This window comes from Nitrogeniibacter aestuarii (assembly GCF_017309585.1).
Taxonomy (GTDB): Bacteria; Pseudomonadota; Gammaproteobacteria; order Burkholderiales; family Rhodocyclaceae; genus Nitrogeniibacter; species Nitrogeniibacter aestuarii.
The window spans coordinates 1,673,978-1,689,848 of the sequence record NZ_CP071321.1 but is presented as its reverse complement, the minus strand read 5'-3'; the positions used below and the strand labels follow the sequence as shown (position 1 = coordinate 1,689,848).

General features: G+C 64.0%; 13 protein-coding genes and 2 tRNA genes. 13 read left to right on the top strand and 2 right to left on the bottom strand.

Annotated elements, in window-relative coordinates; all coding sequences use genetic code 11:
- Window positions 1-78: 78 nt before the first annotated feature.
- Both J0W34_RS07815 and J0W34_RS07810 read right to left on the bottom strand, forming a co-directional pair.
- Window positions 79-154, bottom strand: a tRNA-Met gene (locus J0W34_RS07815).
- An 81-nt stretch (window positions 155-235) separates the two neighbouring features.
- A tRNA-Thr gene (locus J0W34_RS07810) sits at window positions 236-311 on the bottom strand.
- Window positions 312-427: 116 nt separating this feature from the next.
- On the opposite strand from J0W34_RS07810, the gene J0W34_RS07805 reads away from it, so the two are divergent.
- The 13 genes from J0W34_RS07805 to J0W34_RS07745 all read left to right on the top strand — a co-directional run bounded on the left by J0W34_RS07805 (window position 428) and on the right by J0W34_RS07745 (window position 15,865).
- A complete protein-coding gene (locus tag J0W34_RS07805) occupies window positions 428-1,948 on the top strand; it encodes a hybrid sensor histidine kinase/response regulator (protein ID WP_230971271.1) in 1,521 nt (506 codons plus the stop codon).
- A complete protein-coding gene (locus J0W34_RS07800; protein ID WP_227816956.1) occupies window positions 1,945-2,586 on the top strand; it encodes a response regulator in 642 nt (213 codons plus the stop codon). Before J0W34_RS07805 ends, J0W34_RS07800 begins: the two co-directional genes overlap by 4 nt.
- A gap of 161 nt (window positions 2,587-2,747) precedes the next feature.
- On the top strand, window positions 2,748-4,502 hold the full coding sequence (locus tag J0W34_RS07795) for a GGDEF domain-containing protein (RefSeq protein ID WP_230971270.1): 1,755 nt from the start codon (window positions 2,748-2,750) through the stop codon (window positions 4,500-4,502).
- Between the two features lie 57 nt (window positions 4,503-4,559).
- Entirely contained in the window at window positions 4,560-5,210 is a 651-nt protein-coding gene (locus J0W34_RS07790) for an HAD family hydrolase (RefSeq protein ID WP_230971269.1), read from the top strand.
- 87 nt (window positions 5,211-5,297) lie between these two features.
- Complete coding sequence (gene rfbF / locus J0W34_RS07785; RefSeq protein ID WP_230971268.1) at window positions 5,298-6,068, top strand: glucose-1-phosphate cytidylyltransferase; 771 nt, start codon at window positions 5,298-5,300, stop codon at window positions 6,066-6,068.
- Complete coding sequence (rfbG, locus tag J0W34_RS07780) at window positions 6,053-7,123, top strand: CDP-glucose 4,6-dehydratase (protein WP_230971267.1); 1,071 nt, start codon at window positions 6,053-6,055, stop codon at window positions 7,121-7,123. The genes rfbF and rfbG overlap by 16 nt, the downstream gene beginning before the upstream one ends.
- On the top strand, window positions 7,120-8,508 hold the full coding sequence (gene rfbH / locus J0W34_RS07775) for a lipopolysaccharide biosynthesis protein RfbH (protein ID WP_230971266.1): 1,389 nt from the start codon (window positions 7,120-7,122) through the stop codon (window positions 8,506-8,508). The genes rfbG and rfbH overlap by 4 nt, the downstream gene beginning before the upstream one ends.
- The gene (locus tag J0W34_RS07770) at window positions 8,505-9,074 is read left to right on the top strand and encodes a dTDP-4-dehydrorhamnose 3,5-epimerase family protein (RefSeq protein ID WP_230971265.1); all 570 of its coding nucleotides are present in this window, start codon (window positions 8,505-8,507) and stop codon (window positions 9,072-9,074) included. The genes rfbH and J0W34_RS07770 overlap by 4 nt, the downstream gene beginning before the upstream one ends.
- Window positions 9,071-9,958, top strand: coding sequence for an NAD-dependent epimerase/dehydratase family protein (locus tag J0W34_RS07765; protein WP_230971264.1), 888 nt, complete (start codon window positions 9,071-9,073; stop codon window positions 9,956-9,958). Before J0W34_RS07770 ends, J0W34_RS07765 begins: the two co-directional genes overlap by 4 nt.
- 4 nt (window positions 9,959-9,962) lie before the next feature.
- The gene (locus J0W34_RS07760; RefSeq protein WP_230971263.1) at window positions 9,963-11,381 is read left to right on the top strand and encodes a radical SAM protein; all 1,419 of its coding nucleotides are present in this window, start codon (window positions 9,963-9,965) and stop codon (window positions 11,379-11,381) included.
- The gene (locus J0W34_RS07755) at window positions 11,365-13,518 is read left to right on the top strand and encodes a hypothetical protein (RefSeq protein ID WP_230971262.1); all 2,154 of its coding nucleotides are present in this window, start codon (window positions 11,365-11,367) and stop codon (window positions 13,516-13,518) included. The genes J0W34_RS07760 and J0W34_RS07755 overlap by 17 nt, the downstream gene beginning before the upstream one ends.
- Window positions 13,509-14,843 carry a radical SAM protein gene (locus J0W34_RS07750; protein ID WP_230971261.1) on the top strand — a complete coding sequence of 445 codons (1,335 nt, stop codon included), beginning with the start codon at window positions 13,509-13,511 and terminating at the stop codon, window positions 14,841-14,843. The genes J0W34_RS07755 and J0W34_RS07750 overlap by 10 nt, the downstream gene beginning before the upstream one ends.
- Window positions 14,840-15,865: a radical SAM/SPASM domain-containing protein gene (locus tag J0W34_RS07745; protein ID WP_230971260.1), complete on the top strand. Its 1,026-nt coding sequence runs from the start codon at window positions 14,840-14,842 to the stop codon at window positions 15,863-15,865. Before J0W34_RS07750 ends, J0W34_RS07745 begins: the two co-directional genes overlap by 4 nt.
- Window positions 15,866-15,871: the final 6 nt, after the last annotated feature.

Here is a 15,871-nt window from a genome sequence, read left to right as displayed (position 1 = left end):
CATTCGAGCGACAAAGTGAATAATCGCCGGACGAAAAGAAACAGGCCGACAGAATAATCTGTCGGCCTGTTCGGTGTTTGGTTGCGGGGGCAGGACTTGAACCTGCGACCTTCGGGTTATGAGCCCGACGAGCTGCCAACTGCTCCACCCCGCGTCAGAGAGGCATAACTATAGCCGCCAATATTTTCAGTGTCAAGAAAAAGACCAAAAATAAATCCTGAAGATCAGGATCGGCTGGTGCCGGTTGCAGGAGTCGAACCCGCGACCTACTGATTACAAATCAGTTGCTCTACCAACTGAGCTAAACCGGCAGGCTGGCGATTATAGCCTCAAGCGAAGCCATTCGCACAGAAGTTTGGATGCCCGGGTCCTGCGCGGCATAATCTCCTGATATCAAGACCACACTGCGCAGCGAAGAATCGTCCGAATGAATCCCGCAATACAGGCTCGCCGTCCGCTACGCCTCCTGATGATCGAAGACAACGAGGACGACGCCCTGTTGCTCTCGCACCGCTTTCGACACGCCGGATACGACCTCGATGTGCTGCGCGTAGACACTCCCGCCGGTACCGAATCTGCGCTGCGACATCACACCTGGGATCTGATCATCAGCGATCACGACCTGCCCGGGTTCAGCGCGATCGCCGCACTGGGCATCCTCCAGCAACTGCAACTGGACATCCCCTTCATCATTGTTTCCGGGGTGATTCGCGAGGAAACCGCGATCGCCGCCATGCGCGCCGGGGCGCACGACTACCTGAGCAAGAACCGGCTCGAACGCCTCTTCCCCGCCGTCGAGCGCGAGTTGCGCGAAGCTGAGAACCGGCGCGCACGGCAACGCGAACTCAAGATTCAACAGCAGACCGAGGCGCGCCTTCATGCTGCAGCGGCAAACACGCCGGGCGTCATTTTCCAGATGGAGCGCCGGCCCGGCGAGGCCCTTGAATTCCTGTTTGCCAGCGAAGCGACCGAGATGCTGCTGGGTATGTCCCCCAAGTCGTTGTGCGCCAACGGCACGCGTTTCGAGTCGCAACTGCTCCCGGAAGACCGCCAGACGCTCTTCGCCGAGCTGGAACACAGCGCAAGTTCGGGCGACAAGCTCAACTGGGAGGGACGCATTCACACCACGGCAGGTGACACCAAATGGATCAACGTGCGTGGGTCCGCTCGCACGGAAGCAAACGGCACCCAGGTGTGGGAAGGCGTGATGTGGAACATCACCCAGAGCAAGCGCACGGAATCCGAACTGCGCGCATCCCAGTTGCACCTGAAGGCCTTGTCCAACCACCTGCAGAATGCGAAGGAAGAGGAACGCGAGCGCATTGCCCGCGATGTGCACGACGTACTGGGCGGGCACCTTGTGGCGCTCAAGTTTTCCACCGCATTGATTGCCTCCAAGCCCGACATACCTCGAGAGCAGCTGCATGAGCGCATTGGGCAGATCCAGACGCTGATCGATGAAGCCATTGAAACGGTCGGGCGTGTCACCCGCGAACTACGCCCGGGTATCCTCAAGGACTTCGGTCTGGCGGCCGCCATCGAAAGCCAGGCGGAAGACTTTGCCCAGCGCACCGGACTGACCTGCCGCATTCTGTGCGCGGACGACGATGCCGAGCTGCCCGAAGACGAATCGATTGCGCTCTTCCGTATCTTCCAGGAGGCGCTGACCAACGTCAGCAAGCATGCCCAGGCCAGCGAAGTCGAAGTCAGGCTCATGCACACGGGCGACGGCGTTCTGCTTGAGGTCGGCGACAATGGGGTCGGCATTTCGGACGAAGATCTGGCCAAACCCAAGTCCTTCGGTCTGCGCGGCGTCCGCGAGCGGATCGCCAGCCTCGGCGGCACTGTCGTCGTGCAAGCTCGCGCACCGAAGGGTACCCTGTTGCAGATCACGGTACCTGCGGACGACCCGATCCAGAGCGCCATTCACCAGGAGCCTACCGAATGACCAAGCGCATCCGCGTCATGATTGCCGACGACCACGCCATTGTGCGTCAGGGTCTGAGGCAGATTCTGTCGGACACCGAGGACATGGAGGTCGCGGGCGAGGCCTGTAACGGCGTGGAGGCCCTTCATCTAAGCCGCGAGGGCGAGTGGGACGTGGTGCTCATGGACGTCTCCATGCCCGACCGCAACGGCATCGACGCCCTCAAACTGATCAAGAAAGAACATCCACGCCTGCCCGTTCTGATCCTGAGTATGTACCCCGAAGACCAGTACGCCATTCGTGCCCTCAAGGCCGGGGCTGCCGGTTACCTCACCAAGCAGAGCGCGCCTGATTTGCTGGTGACGGCCATCCGCCAGGTCGCCAGTGGCAAGAAGTATGTCAGCCCCGAACTGGCCATGGAGCTGGCTGAAGCCATCAGCGAGGACACCGATCGCCCCTTGCATGAAAAGCTCTCTGATCGGGAATACCAGACCCTGTGCATGATCGCCTCGGGCAAGACCCTGACCCAGATTGCCGAAGAACTCAATCTGAGTGTCAAGACGGTGAGCGTCTATCGCGCACGCCTGCTCGAAAAGATGCGCCTGCGCAACAACGCCGAGCTGACGCACTACGGCCTCAAGTACGGCCTCGTCGACTGAGTGCTCCCATTCGCCCGCACGAGCCCATGACATCGTCGAATTATGGCTAAAGTCCGTTGTCGCAACGGCCGTTAAAGCGCAAAGTCACCCACCTTCGCGCGGTCATGTCGGATTTCAGCTCGCCATCGGAAATAGCAAGGGAAACGCTCAGGCGCCTCGCCATGGAGCGTGTGCCACCCACGCCGGACAACTACCGGGCGCTGTATCACCGTATTTCGGGCACCAAGGATGACGACTGTTTTCCGGCCCAGGCATTCAAACGCATCATCAGCCAACTCCCGTCCGGTTCGCCCCCCCAACTCAAGTTTGTGCGCCAGTTCGAACAGGCGGTTGTCCAACGCAGCTGGCCCCCGATCGCACGTGCGCTCATCGAGTTATCGACGGCAACCGATAGCGGCAATCTGGCGTGGAGCTCGCTGCTGCAACAACTGATCGAGCAACTCGACCGCCGGCACGCCAACCTGACACAAGCCCGCAAGCGCGAGTCGCTGGCGCATGTACTCAAATCGACCGGCGGTGATGCCTCCGTGCTCCACACCCGGCTCGGCGGACTGGTGAGAAGCTGGTCAAGCAATTCCGAAGCCGATGATGCACAACTGGTGCCGGACACCCCCGCCAGCGAAACACAGGCCAGTGCAGCGGCTGAGAAGCCAGAAACCACAGCATTGGTCGGCAGCCCCTCGGATCAGCAGACCCTCAATGCAATTGCACTGGCGACACTCGCGCCTGAACTGGGGGCGGAACTCGAGCTGCTGATGCACCGCGGCGTACGCTCGTTCCTGAGCGATCTGCCCGCCCTTGCCGACGCGGTCGACACCGTTGGCAAGCGTCTCGCAGCCAACCCGAGCCGGACCGACCTGCCCGAACTCCAGGCCAGCCTGGAAGAGCTGGCCCTGAAACTGGAATGGGCAGGCGAAGACCAGGCCTCGGTGCGCGAGTCGCTCACCGCCCTGCTTCAGCTCGTGGTCCAGAACATCAGCGCGCTGGTGATCGACGACCGCTGGCTCAGCGGTCAGCTGGCCGTGCTGCACCAGGCCTTCAGCCAACCGCTCGACATCCGCAGCCTCGATGAAGTCGAACGCCGCCTGCGCGACGTCATCGACCAGCAAGGCAAGCTCAAGCAGGAACTGTCAAACGCACAGTCCCGCCTCAAACAAATGCTCGCCGGCTTCATCGACCGGTTGGCGGACATGAGCGACTCGGCCGGCACCTTCCACGACACGCTGGAGCAGTGCGCCGGCGAGATCGAGCAGGCAGAAGACATCAGCCAGCTGTCCGATGTGGTTGAAAACCTGCTTCGCGAGACGCGTGCGGCACAAGAGTCGGCCAAGCGCTCGAGTGAAGACCTGCAGTCCTTGCGCGACCAGGTGGATCTGGCCAACGCCGAGATTGCCAAACTGCAGAACGAACTGCATCACACCAGCGAGATGGTGCGCCACGACCCGCTCACCGGCGCCCTCAACCGCAAAGGGCTGGACGAAGCGCTCAAACGCGAGATTGCCCGGGCACAGCGCCGGTCAAGCAGCCTGTGCATCGGCCTGCTGGATGTGGACAATTTCAAGAAGATCAACGACAACCACGGTCACCATGCGGGCGACGCCGCCCTGCTTCACCTGACCGAAGTGGTCAAGGAAAACCTTCGCCCGCAGGACAGCCTCGGCCGCTTCGGTGGCGAGGAATTCGTCGTCATCCTGCCCGACACGGATGCCGAGGATGCCGTCAAGGCCATGCATCGCCTGCAACGCGCGCTGACCAACAAGTACTTCCTGACCGGCGGCCAGAAGCTGCTCATCACCTTCAGCGCCGGGGTGGCGCGACTGGAAGACGATGAACCCGCCGAAGCCGCCATTGATCGCGCCGACAAGGCCATGTACCGCGCCAAGAAAGCGGGCAAGAACCGGGTGATGATGGCCTGAGCCGCCTCATGCGACAATGGGCGCCCCAACGCTCACCACCCGCAGCCCATTGCCGCCATGTCCCGTTTCTCCACGTACATCTTCGACCTCGACGGCACGCTCATCGACTCGGCCCCGGCCATTCTGGCCAGCTTTCGTCAGGCCTTCGAACAGACCGGCACCGCACCGGTCCGCCCCATCGGATCGGACATCATCGGCCCCCCGCTCAAGGAAACACTGGAACTGCTCAGCGGCACCACCGACCCCGGAACGATCGAGCGCCTCAGCGACGCGTTCAAATCGGCCTACGACGGCGGCGGCCTGAAGGCGACGACAGCCTACGAAGGCGTTGACCGGATGCTCCACGACCTCAGGGCCGCCGGAAAATCGCTGCACATCGCCACCAACAAGCGCCTGCACCCGACCCGGGCGATTCTCGACATGTTCGGCTGGCGCGACCTGTTCGACTCCGTCTATGCGCTCGACATGACCGAACCGCGCCTGCCCAGCAAGGCGGCCATGATCGAACGTCAGTTGAGCGAACTGTCACTTCAGGCCACTGAGACCGCCTACGTGGGCGACCGGGCCGAGGACGGCGAATCCGCCGACGCCAACGCGCTGGCCTTCTTCGCTGCCACCTGGGGATACGGTGCCCTCACGCCGGATGAGCTCTCCCCCGGCTGGACCTTGCTGCCTGATCCGGACGCCAAGGTGCTGCTGAGCGCTTGAATTAGACCGGTTTTACCGGTCTGTTTCGTCCGCATTTCTTGACAGAATCCCCTACCATGCGCTCATTGACCTTTAAGGCGACGAGGCATGAAGGCCGTCATTCTTGCAGGTGGCATCGGCACCCGGCTGACCGAGGAAACACACCTCAAACCCAAACCCATGGTGGAAGTGGGCGGCCGCCCGCTCCTGTGGCACCTGATGAAAATCTTCACCGCTCACGGAATCACGGATTTCATCATCTGTCTGGGCTACAAGGGCTACGTCATCAAGGAGTACTTCGCCAACTATTTTCTCCACACCTCCGACGTCACGTTCGACATGCGCAACAACCGCATGGAGGTGCATGAGCAGCACGCCGAGCCCTGGCGGGTGACCCTCGTCGACACTGGCGAACACACCATGACCGGCGGCCGTCTGGCGCGCGTCAAACGTTTTGTCGCCGATGACGACGCCTTTTTCTTCACCTACGGTGACGGTCTGGCGGATATTGATCTGACCGCCCTGTGGCGTTTTCACGAGACGCACGACCAGCTGGCCACCGTCACGGCCGTCACCCCCAAAGGCCGCTTCGGGGCGCTCGAGCTCGAAGGCGACTGCGTGACTCATTTCGTCGAGAAGCCCCTGGAGCAGACCAACACCATCAACGGGGGCTTTTTCGTCCTCTCACCCAAGGTCATCGACACCATCGACGGCGACAAGACCGCCTGGGAGAGCACCCCGCTGGAGCGTCTCGTCGAGCGCGGCGAACTCAACGCATTTCGCCACCATGGTTTCTGGCAGCCCATGGACACCCTGCGCGAGAAGCTCCTGCTCGAAAATCTGTGGGACAGCGGACAGGCGCCATGGAAGTGCTGGTAAGCACGTCGGCCTATCAAGGCCGCCGGATCATGGTGACGGGCCACACCGGCTTCAAAGGCAGTTGGCTCACCCGCTGGCTGACGCACCTGGGCGCCCGGGTGTCGGGCCTCGCATTGCCGCCGGCATCACACCCTGCCCTGTTCATCGAGGCCTCACTCGAGCACACACTGGCCCACCACATCGCCGATGTCCGCGATGCCTCGGCGGTACAGCAGATTTTCGCGTCGAGCCGACCTGAACTGGTCTTTCATCTGGCCGCCCAATCCCTCGTACGGGCAAGCTATGAAGACCCCATCGGCACCTACGCAACCAATGTCATGGGCACGGCCCATGTGCTCGATGCGGCCCAGCGATGCGGCGCTCAGGGCGTCGTGGTCGTCACCAGCGACAAATGCTACGCCCCCCCGCCGGGCGCCGCGGGCTACCGCGAGGGCGACGCGCTGGGCGGTGACGACCCTTACAGCAGCTCCAAGGCATGTGCTGAACTTGTCACTGCGAGCTGGCGTGCGAGCTTTCGCGACACGGGCGCACCACGCATTGCCAGCGCGCGCGCCGGAAACGTCGTCGGGGGTGGAGACTGGGCCGCCGACCGCCTCGTGCCGGATCTGGTCCGGGCAGCATTGAGCGGCGCCGAGACCCGGATTCGCCAGCCGCACGCCATTCGTCCCTGGCAGCACGTCCTCGAACCACTCGCCGGCTACCTGAACCTGGGGGCCCGGCTGCTGGCCGGCGATACCACGGCAGAGCGCGCCTGGAACTTCGGTCCGGCCGCCGCCGACATGACCTCGGTCGCCCATGTCGCGGACGCCCTGTGCGAACGCCTCGGTGGCGTATGGGTCAGCGATACGCAGCCCCATCCGCACGAAGCGGGCGTGCTTCGCCTCGACAGCTCCGATGCCCGATCCCTGCTCGGCTGGCAACCGCGCTGCTCGCTGCCCGACACGCTCGATCTCGTGGCTGACTGGTACCGGCGTCACCATGATGGCGAATCGGCGCAGGTGCTCATGGATGAGAATATCGCCGCCTACGCTGCGTTGCTGGAGCCCGCCGAATGAGCCGGGACGCGATCCAGGAGGCGGTCCATGCCCATTTTTCGAACCGGACCGAGACCCCGGAATTCATCCCGGGAGAGACACCGATTCCGCCCTCCGGCAAAGTCATTGGCGAAACTGAAACACAAGCCATGGTCGCCGCCGCACTAGATGGCTGGCTGACCACCGGGCGCTTCAACACCGAATTCGAAACCCGGCTGGCGTCCTTCGTCGGCACGCGCCGGGCACTGACGGTCAATTCCGGCTCGTCGGCCAATCTGGTGGCCGTCTCATCGCTTTTCTCGCCGCAGCTGGGTGCCGCTGCCTTGCGCCCCGGCGACGAGGTGATCACTGTCGCGGCCGGTTTCCCGACCACGGTCAATCCGATTCTCCAGAACGGCGGTGTCCCGGTTTTCATCGACATCCAGCCGCACACGTACAACATCGACCCCACCCATCTCGATGGCGCCCTCAGCGACAGGACACGCGCCGTGGTCATCGCCCATACACTGGGCAACCCGTTCGATCTGAGCGCAATCACCGCCTTCTGTGCCCGGCACAACCTGTGGCTGATCGAGGACTGTTGCGACGCGCTCGGCGCCCGCTACCGCATCCCCGACACCCACGACGCCTGGTGGCCGCGCACGCCCGACGGGGCTGATCCGGCGCTCTGGTGCCGTGCTGACGCGCACGCACGGGAGCGCCACGTGGGCTGCTTCGGCCATCTGGCCACCCTGTCCTTCTACCCCGCGCACCACATCACCATGGGCGAAGGGGGCGCGGTGCTGGTGAGCGACCCGCTGCTGGCGAAGATCGCCGAATCGATCCGCGACTGGGGGCGCGACTGCTGGTGCGCGCCCGGCTGCGACAACACGTGCAAGAAGCGTTTTGGCTGGCAACTGGGCGATCTGCCGCAGGGCTACGATCACAAGTACACCTACTCGAACCTGGGGTACAACCTCAAGATCACCGACATGCAGGCCGCCTGTGGCCTCGCCCAGCTCGACCGCCTCGAGGGCTTCGTGAGCGCGCGCCGCGCCAACTTCGATTACCTGACGCAGCGCCTGGCGGACTGCACGGGCCTGCTCGATCTGCCGCAGCCCACCCTTCACGCCCAGCCCAGCTGGTTCGGTTTCCCGGTCACGCTGCGTGCCGAAGCCGGGCTGAACCGGGTCGATATGCTCCAGTGGCTGGACCAGCACAAGATCGGTACTCGTCTGCTGTTCGCTGGCAACCTCGTGCGCCAGCCCTATTTTGACGGCCGCGCATTCAGGGTCGCCAGCACGCTGGCGCAGACCGACCGGGTGATGAACGACACCTTCTGGATCGGACTCTGGCCCGGCCTCACCGAGCCCATGCTCGACTACGCCACGGAACAGCTGCGGACTTTCCTGGGAGCGGGCTGGTGAGCAACGCCGGTTTCAGCCTGCGCCCCACGGCCTTGCCCGGCTGTGTCGAGCTGACGCTGCCGCGCAGCGAGGACACCCGCGGCCGCTTTCTCAAACTCTTTCATCGCGACGCATTTGCCGCCATGGGGCTCGACCCGGGTGTTGCGGAAGTGTTCTGCACCACCTCGCATCGACATGTCATCCGCGGCCTGCACTTTCAGAGACCGCCGCATGCCCATGCCAAGCTGGTCGCCTGCATCGACGGCGCGGTTCAGGACGTCGCTCTGGATCTGCGGCGCGACTCACCCGGCTACGGCCAACATATCGCGGTCTCGTTGTCGGCCGACGCCGGCAACGCCCTCTACCTGCCCAGCGGCCTGGCCCATGGTTTTTGCGTGCTGAGTGACTCGGCCACCATGATCTATCTCACCACCACCGAGCACGCCCCTGAACACGATGCCGGGATCGCCTGGGACTCGGCCGGGGTCGCCTGGGCCACCGACGAGCCCACGCTCTCGGCGCGGGACCGCGCCCACCCCCGACTGGCTGACTTCGACACCCCCTTCCGGTTCGTGGACGAGCGATGAAGATTCTGGTCACCGGCGCAAGCGGCTTCATCGGGCGACACCTGGTTGAACATCTCGACCGGGCCGGCCATGAGGTCGCTGGCCTCGTGCGCGCGGCTTCACGCATCCCGACCGCCATTGGCCATGTGCCGATGCACATCGTCGATGCCGCGCCTGACGCATTGAACGGCATCATGCAGCGCGAACGCCCCGACTGCGTCGTGCATCTGGCTGCGCGCTACGTCGCCAGCCATACGCCCCCCGAGATCGATGACCTGATCCGCGACAACGTCGGTTTCACCGCTCACGTGCTCGATGCCATGGCCCGAGCCGACTGCAATGCACTCGTGTACGCCGCCAGCGCCTGGCAATATGGTGAGGCCCCCGTCAACCTCTACGCCGCAGCCAAGAACGCCGCACTCGCGTTGGCCGATTACTACCGCAGCGCCCATGCCTTGCGCACGATCGAACTGGCCATCTACGACAGCTACGGCCCCGGCGACTCGCGCCCCAAACTCCTCAACCTGCTCAAGAAAGCCGCGGATTCAGCCGATGTTCTGGACATGAGCCCGGGAGAGCAGCGCCTGCATCTCGTGCACGTGGACGATCTGGCCGACGCTTTCACCCTCGCCTGCGAGCGGGCAACGGGTCTCGCGCCCGGCGAACGGCGTTGCTACCGCCTGCCGAGCCCGGAAGCAATCGACCTCAGAACGCTGGTAGAGCGCTTCAATGCCGCCGCACCCGACCAACCGGTGCGCGTGCGCTGGGGCGCGCGGCCTTACCGTCCACGTGAAGTGATCGATCCGTGGGCGGACGCGCCCGTTCTGCCTGACTGGCAGCCCGGCGTGCTGCTCGATGACGGACTCCGACAATTTCGGGCCCACCCCGATAGTGAAGAGGTATGACCCCATGAGTTCAACCCGAATCAACGACACCCTCGCCCGCATGTATGCCGGCCTCCTCGACAGCAAGGATCCGGATCCGTCCGAACTGGACGCCCTCATCGAGGCGATCCGTGCGCGGGAAGTCATCATCTACGGTGCCGGGCGATCGGGGCGCATGCTCAAGAGTCTCTTCGACGGACTCAATGTCCCCGTCAGCGCCTTCGTTGATCGGCAACATGCCAAGATCGGCCAGATCGACGGCATGGACGTCCAGCGCCCGGGCTGGCTCAGCCTCAAGGACGGACGCCCCGAGCCGCTGGTGGTGCTCGGCGCAGGCACCATGCAGCTGACCGAGTTGATCGAGGCCGACATCACCCGGCTGGCTCCGTCGCTGGAGCGGGCCAACGGCGTCTTCCTCGTCTATCTGCTGCACTATCAAAGCTGCAAGGCCAAGGCGGAACACGGTGAGTACCCGCCGCTCAAACACTGCATCTCGTATCACGTCAAACCGTACAAATGCCCGATCTTCTGCCGCCACGTGGAAGAGCTGGCCGAAGCCGAGCTGGCTGAAGCCGACGCTTCGGGTGACTGCGGCTGCGACAGTGCCTGCAATGCGACGCCTCAAAGCACGGTCGAGGCAGGCTCGACCTTCAACGACGTCGGCTACATGCTTGGCGAGGTGTGCACCCTCAAGTGCGAGCACTGCCACGAAGGCGTGCCGTATCTGGGCAGCACGGAGCGCCTGCCCAAGGAAACCGTGCTGCGCGACATCCGCAAGCTGACCGAAGCGAGCCGCTTCCTCCACCGGCTCGATCTGGTCGGCGGCGAACCCTTCTCCCATCCGCAGATCGCCGACATCGTCCGTGAGCTGGTCACCGTCCCCAAGATCGGCTACATCGGGGTGTTCACCAGCGGCACCTCGGTCCCCGACGCCGCCTTGTGCGAGGCCTTGAGGCACGACCGGATCATCGTCACCGTCTCCGACTACGGACACGACAACAACCTGACCGACAAGCAAAAGGACAAGATTCATCGCACCATCGACATGCTCGCCGCCCATGAGGTCAATTTCGTGGTCTATCCGGATCGCTACTGGGTCGACCTCAATGGCTACGACAAGGGCGATGTGCCGGAGGCGCGGCTCGAGGAGCACTTCTCCAACTGCTTCATGGCCGCGTGCCACCGGATATACGACGGTACCCTGTATCACTGCCCGTACCAGGCCGGCGGCATCAAGATGGAGAAGTTCGAGAAACGCGATGTGGTCGACATTCACGCCCATGATCTGGCCGGGCTGGTGAGCGAACTGGACAAGTTCGAGAACACCAAGGTGATCGACGCCTGCCGCTACTGCAACCTGCCCAAGGGCCCCACGGAAGTCACCGCCGGCCGCCAGCTCGATCGGCGCCACAAGGTGATCCGCATTCATGCAGAGACTTCCTGACTCGGACACCCCCCAATCAACGGCGCTGCGCGCACGCCTGGCGCAGTTGGGGCCGGCTGCCATTGCCTTGTACGGTATCGGCATGCGGGCTCGGGACCTGATCGACGAGTTGAGCGACTACCCCATCGTGGGGCTGCTCGACAAGGATGCCGACAATATCGGCAAACACTTTTTCGGCCAGCCCGTGCTGTCGCCCGAGACCGCAGTGGCCAGGGGCGCCCGCGCAGTGGTCATTGCCGCCACCGACGTCTACTGGCACACCATCGCTCGGCGCATACGGCCCTGGTGTGATGCGGCGGATGTCAGCATCGTGTTCCCGGATGGCACGCTGGCCCTGCACGACGCGCCCACGGGCACCACGCTGCCCCCATGCTGCGACCGGGCGGCGCTGGAGGCGGCCATCGCCGGGCACCAGGTGGTCTCCTTCGATCTGTTTGAAACCCTCGTCACCCGCCAGGCCTGGCGTCCGGATGACATTCTCGAACTGGCCGCGCAACGAGCGACAAACCCGGATGGGCCGGACGCGCCGACCCTGCTCTCGGCCCGAAAAGCGGCCGAAGCGGATTGTCTGCGCCAGCACGGCCACCACACGGTCGCGCTGGATGTCATCTATGCGCAGATGCGCGCCGCATCCGACCTCCCGGCCAATGCCATTGATCGACTCCACGCCGCCGAGCTGGCAACCGAACTTGCACTGTGCCTGCCACGAACCGCCATGATCGACGCCCTACGGCGCACCCGGCAGGCAGGCAAGTCGGTCTGGATCACCACCGACACCATGCTCCCGCGCGAGACGCTGAACCAGATCCTTGCCCGATGCGGCCTGCCGGAGCCGCCGTCGCTACTCGTTTCATCCGAAGCCGGCCTCAGCAAGTCCCAGGGCGGACTGTTCGATCTGCTGCGCGCCCGGCATCCCCACGCAAGCATTGTCCACGTGGGTGACAGCCTGCACAGCGACGTCACACAAGCCCGCGCCCACGGCCTCGCGGCCCTGCGCCTGGCCGCCCCGGCCGAGCAGCTGGCCGCCAGTCCATGCGCGCACTGGGCCGATGCGGTGCGTACTGCGGAAGACGGTCAGGTCATCGGTCTGCTCGCGCAGCGGCTGTTCAAGACCCCCTTCACCCCGCCGGCAACGCTTCACATCGAGTCGTTCGAGGACTTCGGCTACACCTTCTTCGGCCCGCTCTTGCTCGCTTATCTGGGCTGGCTGGTACGCAAGCTTGAGAATAAGCCGGTCGAGCAGTTGCTTTTCTTCGCACGGGAAGGACATCTGCTGGTGCATCTTTATGAAAAGCTCTGCACCCACCTCGGAGGCACGCACTTGCCCGCTGGCACCTACTTCGTCACCTCGCGCCGAATGGCCACGGTCGCCGCCCTGCGCACCGAGGACGACGTGCGCGCCCTCATGAACGAGGCCTTTACGGGCACCGCGCGTCAATGGCTGGCGCTGCGCTTCGGGCTCGACGCCCCCGAACTTGACGATGAAGCCGCGCTCGACAACACCGATGCAAGGGCACGTGAGCTGGTCGAGCAACACATGGACGCCATCCTCGCCCATGCAGCGCAAGAGCGTGCCGGCTACGAGGCCTACCTCGCCGCCCAGGGCATCGACCCGTCCCGCCCGACCGCCGTGTGCGACCTCGGGCTCAAGGGAACCATTCAGCACGCCCTCGAGCAGGTCTTCCAGCAGCCGCTGGACGGCTACTACATCACCGGCCACTTCGGCGACGACAATCCGTTCGGGATGTGTGATCGCACCGATGCGCTCTTCAATCAGCGCAGCGGACAAGCGCCGGACGCCGTGTATCGCTACCACATCCTGTGCGAATCCGTCCTCGTGGCGCCCGTGGGCATGGCGCTGTATGCCGACGCGCAGGGCGAGCCGCACTTTGATGCACCGCGCGGCAACCAGCAGCACTTTGCTGACAAGCAAGCCATTCACGACGGAATCGAAGCGTTTTTTGACGACTGGATGGCCAGCGGTTCGGGCGCACCCAGGCGCCTGTCGCGCCCCCTGGTGGACGCCATCTTCGGCACCAGCATGCAAGGCGGCGTGCGCATGGCGGAACCCCTGAAACAGAGTTTTTTCGTCGATGAGGCGTTTCGCGCCCGCACGGAGCGACGCCTGTGGGACTGACGGCCGTTCGCCCCAGCGAGGCGACGCCTTCAACCGCGCTGTTCGCGGGGCGCACGCCCATTATCTATGGTGCTGGCAGCGCCGGGCGCCATCTGCTGCGCCGCCTGAAGACGGCCAGCATTCGTGTGGCGGCGTGCATTGACGCCAAGGCGCATGACATCGGTCACATCGGCGACATGCCCGTCAGCCCGCCGGAACACCTGGACCAGATCGGCCAACCCGATGCCCATGTGCTGGTGGTGGCCCTGAACTCGGAACACGCCTACACCGCCGCTGCGGCACAGCTTCAGTCGCGCTTCCCCGCCTTTGGTGCGCCGCTCTGGGCCCAACCGGTGGTCCAGTCACTGGCGGAGTCTGCCTGCCACACGCTTCTCGACTCGGGCCAAGCGCTCGCGCTCACCGACTGCATGGCCTGCCGGGCCGACGTTTCCGCCTGCCCCGCGTTTCGCCGCGGCGCCGAGCAAGCCTCGCCCGTGCGCCCGCTTCGCGCTGCATCCCGGGCGGTTGCCGACATCAACGACGTGGCCTATTTCATCACCAACCGCTGCACGCTCAACTGCACCCACTGCGTCGAGGCCTTGCCCAGTCACGAAACGCATTACAACGACAGCGTCGATGAGATCCTCGGCGCCGCCGCCAGGATGGTCGACGCCTGCGGCTTCATTCACCGCTTTTCCATCACCGGCGGCGAGGCACTTCTGCATCGCGGCCTGAGCGACATTCTCGACGGTCTGCTCGCCATGCCCGGCCTGGGTTTCATCTATCTGTACACCAGCGGCACCGTTGCCCCCAAGGCCGGACTGATCGAACGCCTGGCCCATCCGCGCGTGGTGCTCAACATCTCCGATTACGGCGACAACACGCCGCCGCGCCTGCGCGAGAATTTCCAAAGCTTCCGGGCGGCCATGGAGGCACACGGCGTCAGCTATGCCGTGCTCCCCAACAAGGTGTGGATGGACATGGGGCAGTTCGAGGATTTGCACCTCGACGAAGCGGCCATGCGCGAGTCCTTTGCCAAATGCGCGTTCACCAACTGCATGACGCTGTCCCGCGGCCGCCTCTATCGCTGCCCTCACCAACTGGCAGGCGTCCAGCTCGGGCAGTTGCCCGTGGTCGAGGACCAGATGGTTCAGGTCGATGCGCTCGACGGCACGGCACTGGTCCAGGCACTCAATCGATTTGCCGCCCGCCCGTTCATCGACGCCTGCGGACGCTGCAAACTTTCCGACCAGCCGCAGGAAGTTCCGGCGGCAGTCCAAAGCCCCCGACGACGCGTTCAACGCCTCGTCCCCGTCGCGCCGACAGACGCACGAGGTGAACCATGAAGGCTCAGATCAAACCCCGCATCAACCTGGAAGGCCGCACACCGCTGCAGGACGTGATCCCCTTGACGACGCCCTATGTGCTGTTCGTCGACCCGGTCAATACCTGCAACTTCCAATGCACCTTCTGCCCGACCGGCGACCGGGACCTCATCAAATCGACCGGGCGCTGGCAGGGTCGGCTCGATTTCGACGTCTACCGGAAAGTGATCGACGACCTGGGCGAATTCGATCAGCCACTCAAGGTCCTGCGTCTTTACAAAGAGGGTGAGCCGCTGCTGCACACCCGGTTCGCGGACATGGTGGCCTACGCCAAGCAAAGCGGTCACGTGCAGTACATCGACACCACCACGAACGGGTACTTGCTGACACCGGAAAAGGTGGCGCCGATCATCGATGCGGGCATCGACCGCATCAACATCTCCGTCGACGGCATGTCGAGCGAGCAGTTCTGGACCTTCACCAAAACCCGGGTGGACTTCGACCGTTTCGTGGACAACATCGCCAGACTCTACGATCGCAAGGGCGATTGCGAGATCTGCATCAAGATTCCCGGCGACATCCTCTCCGAGGACGACCGGCAGCGCTTCTTCGACACCTTCGGCGATATTGCCGATCGGGTCTTCATCGAGAATTTCGCCCCCTGCTGGCCCACCTTCGACATCGAGGAGCGCACGGGCATCGAGATCACCGAGGGCATTTACGGCAATGCGATTCATGAAGTCTCGGTGTGCCCGTACATCTTCTACTCGATGGCCGTCAATACGGACGGCTCGGTCAGCCTGTGCTTCCTTGACTGGGCGCGAAAACTCGACGTGGGCAACGTGAAGACGCAGAGCGTGCGCGACATCTGGCTGGGCGAGGCCATGAATGCCCACCGCATTGCGCATCTGGAAGGCCGACGCAAGGAGAACCCCACCTGCGGTGACTGCGGTCAGTTGAGCCATTGCCTGCCGGACAACATCGACGCTCACGCACCGCAGCTGCTCACTCGCCTGCAACGACGCATCAACAAGGCCGCTTGAGCCAAG

Excerpts from the sequence above, each read along its gene's own strand:
- rfbF (WP_230971268.1), top strand. The coding sequence starts at position 5,298 with ATGAAGGCCGTCATTCTTGCAGGTGGCATCGGCACCCGGCTGACCGAG.
- J0W34_RS07745 (WP_230971260.1), top strand. The coding sequence starts at position 14,840 with ATGAAGGCTCAGATCAAACCCCGCATCAACCTGGAAGGCCGCACACCG.
- J0W34_RS07805 (WP_230971271.1), top strand. The coding sequence starts at position 428 with ATGAATCCCGCAATACAGGCTCGCCGTCCGCTACGCCTCCTGATGATC.
- J0W34_RS07765 (WP_230971264.1), top strand. The coding sequence starts at position 9,071 with ATGAAGATTCTGGTCACCGGCGCAAGCGGCTTCATCGGGCGACACCTG.
- rfbH (WP_230971266.1), top strand. The coding sequence starts at position 7,120 with ATGAGCCGGGACGCGATCCAGGAGGCGGTCCATGCCCATTTTTCGAAC.
- rfbG (WP_230971267.1), top strand. The coding sequence starts at position 6,053 with ATGGAAGTGCTGGTAAGCACGTCGGCCTATCAAGGCCGCCGGATCATG.
- J0W34_RS07755 (WP_230971262.1), top strand. The coding sequence starts at position 11,365 with ATGCAGAGACTTCCTGACTCGGACACCCCCCAATCAACGGCGCTGCGC.
- J0W34_RS07795 (WP_230971270.1), top strand. The coding sequence starts at position 2,748 with ATGGAGCGTGTGCCACCCACGCCGGACAACTACCGGGCGCTGTATCAC.
- J0W34_RS07760 (WP_230971263.1), top strand. The coding sequence starts at position 9,963 with ATGAGTTCAACCCGAATCAACGACACCCTCGCCCGCATGTATGCCGGC.
- J0W34_RS07790 (WP_230971269.1), top strand. The coding sequence starts at position 4,560 with ATGTCCCGTTTCTCCACGTACATCTTCGACCTCGACGGCACGCTCATC.
- J0W34_RS07800 (WP_227816956.1), top strand. The coding sequence starts at position 1,945 with ATGACCAAGCGCATCCGCGTCATGATTGCCGACGACCACGCCATTGTG.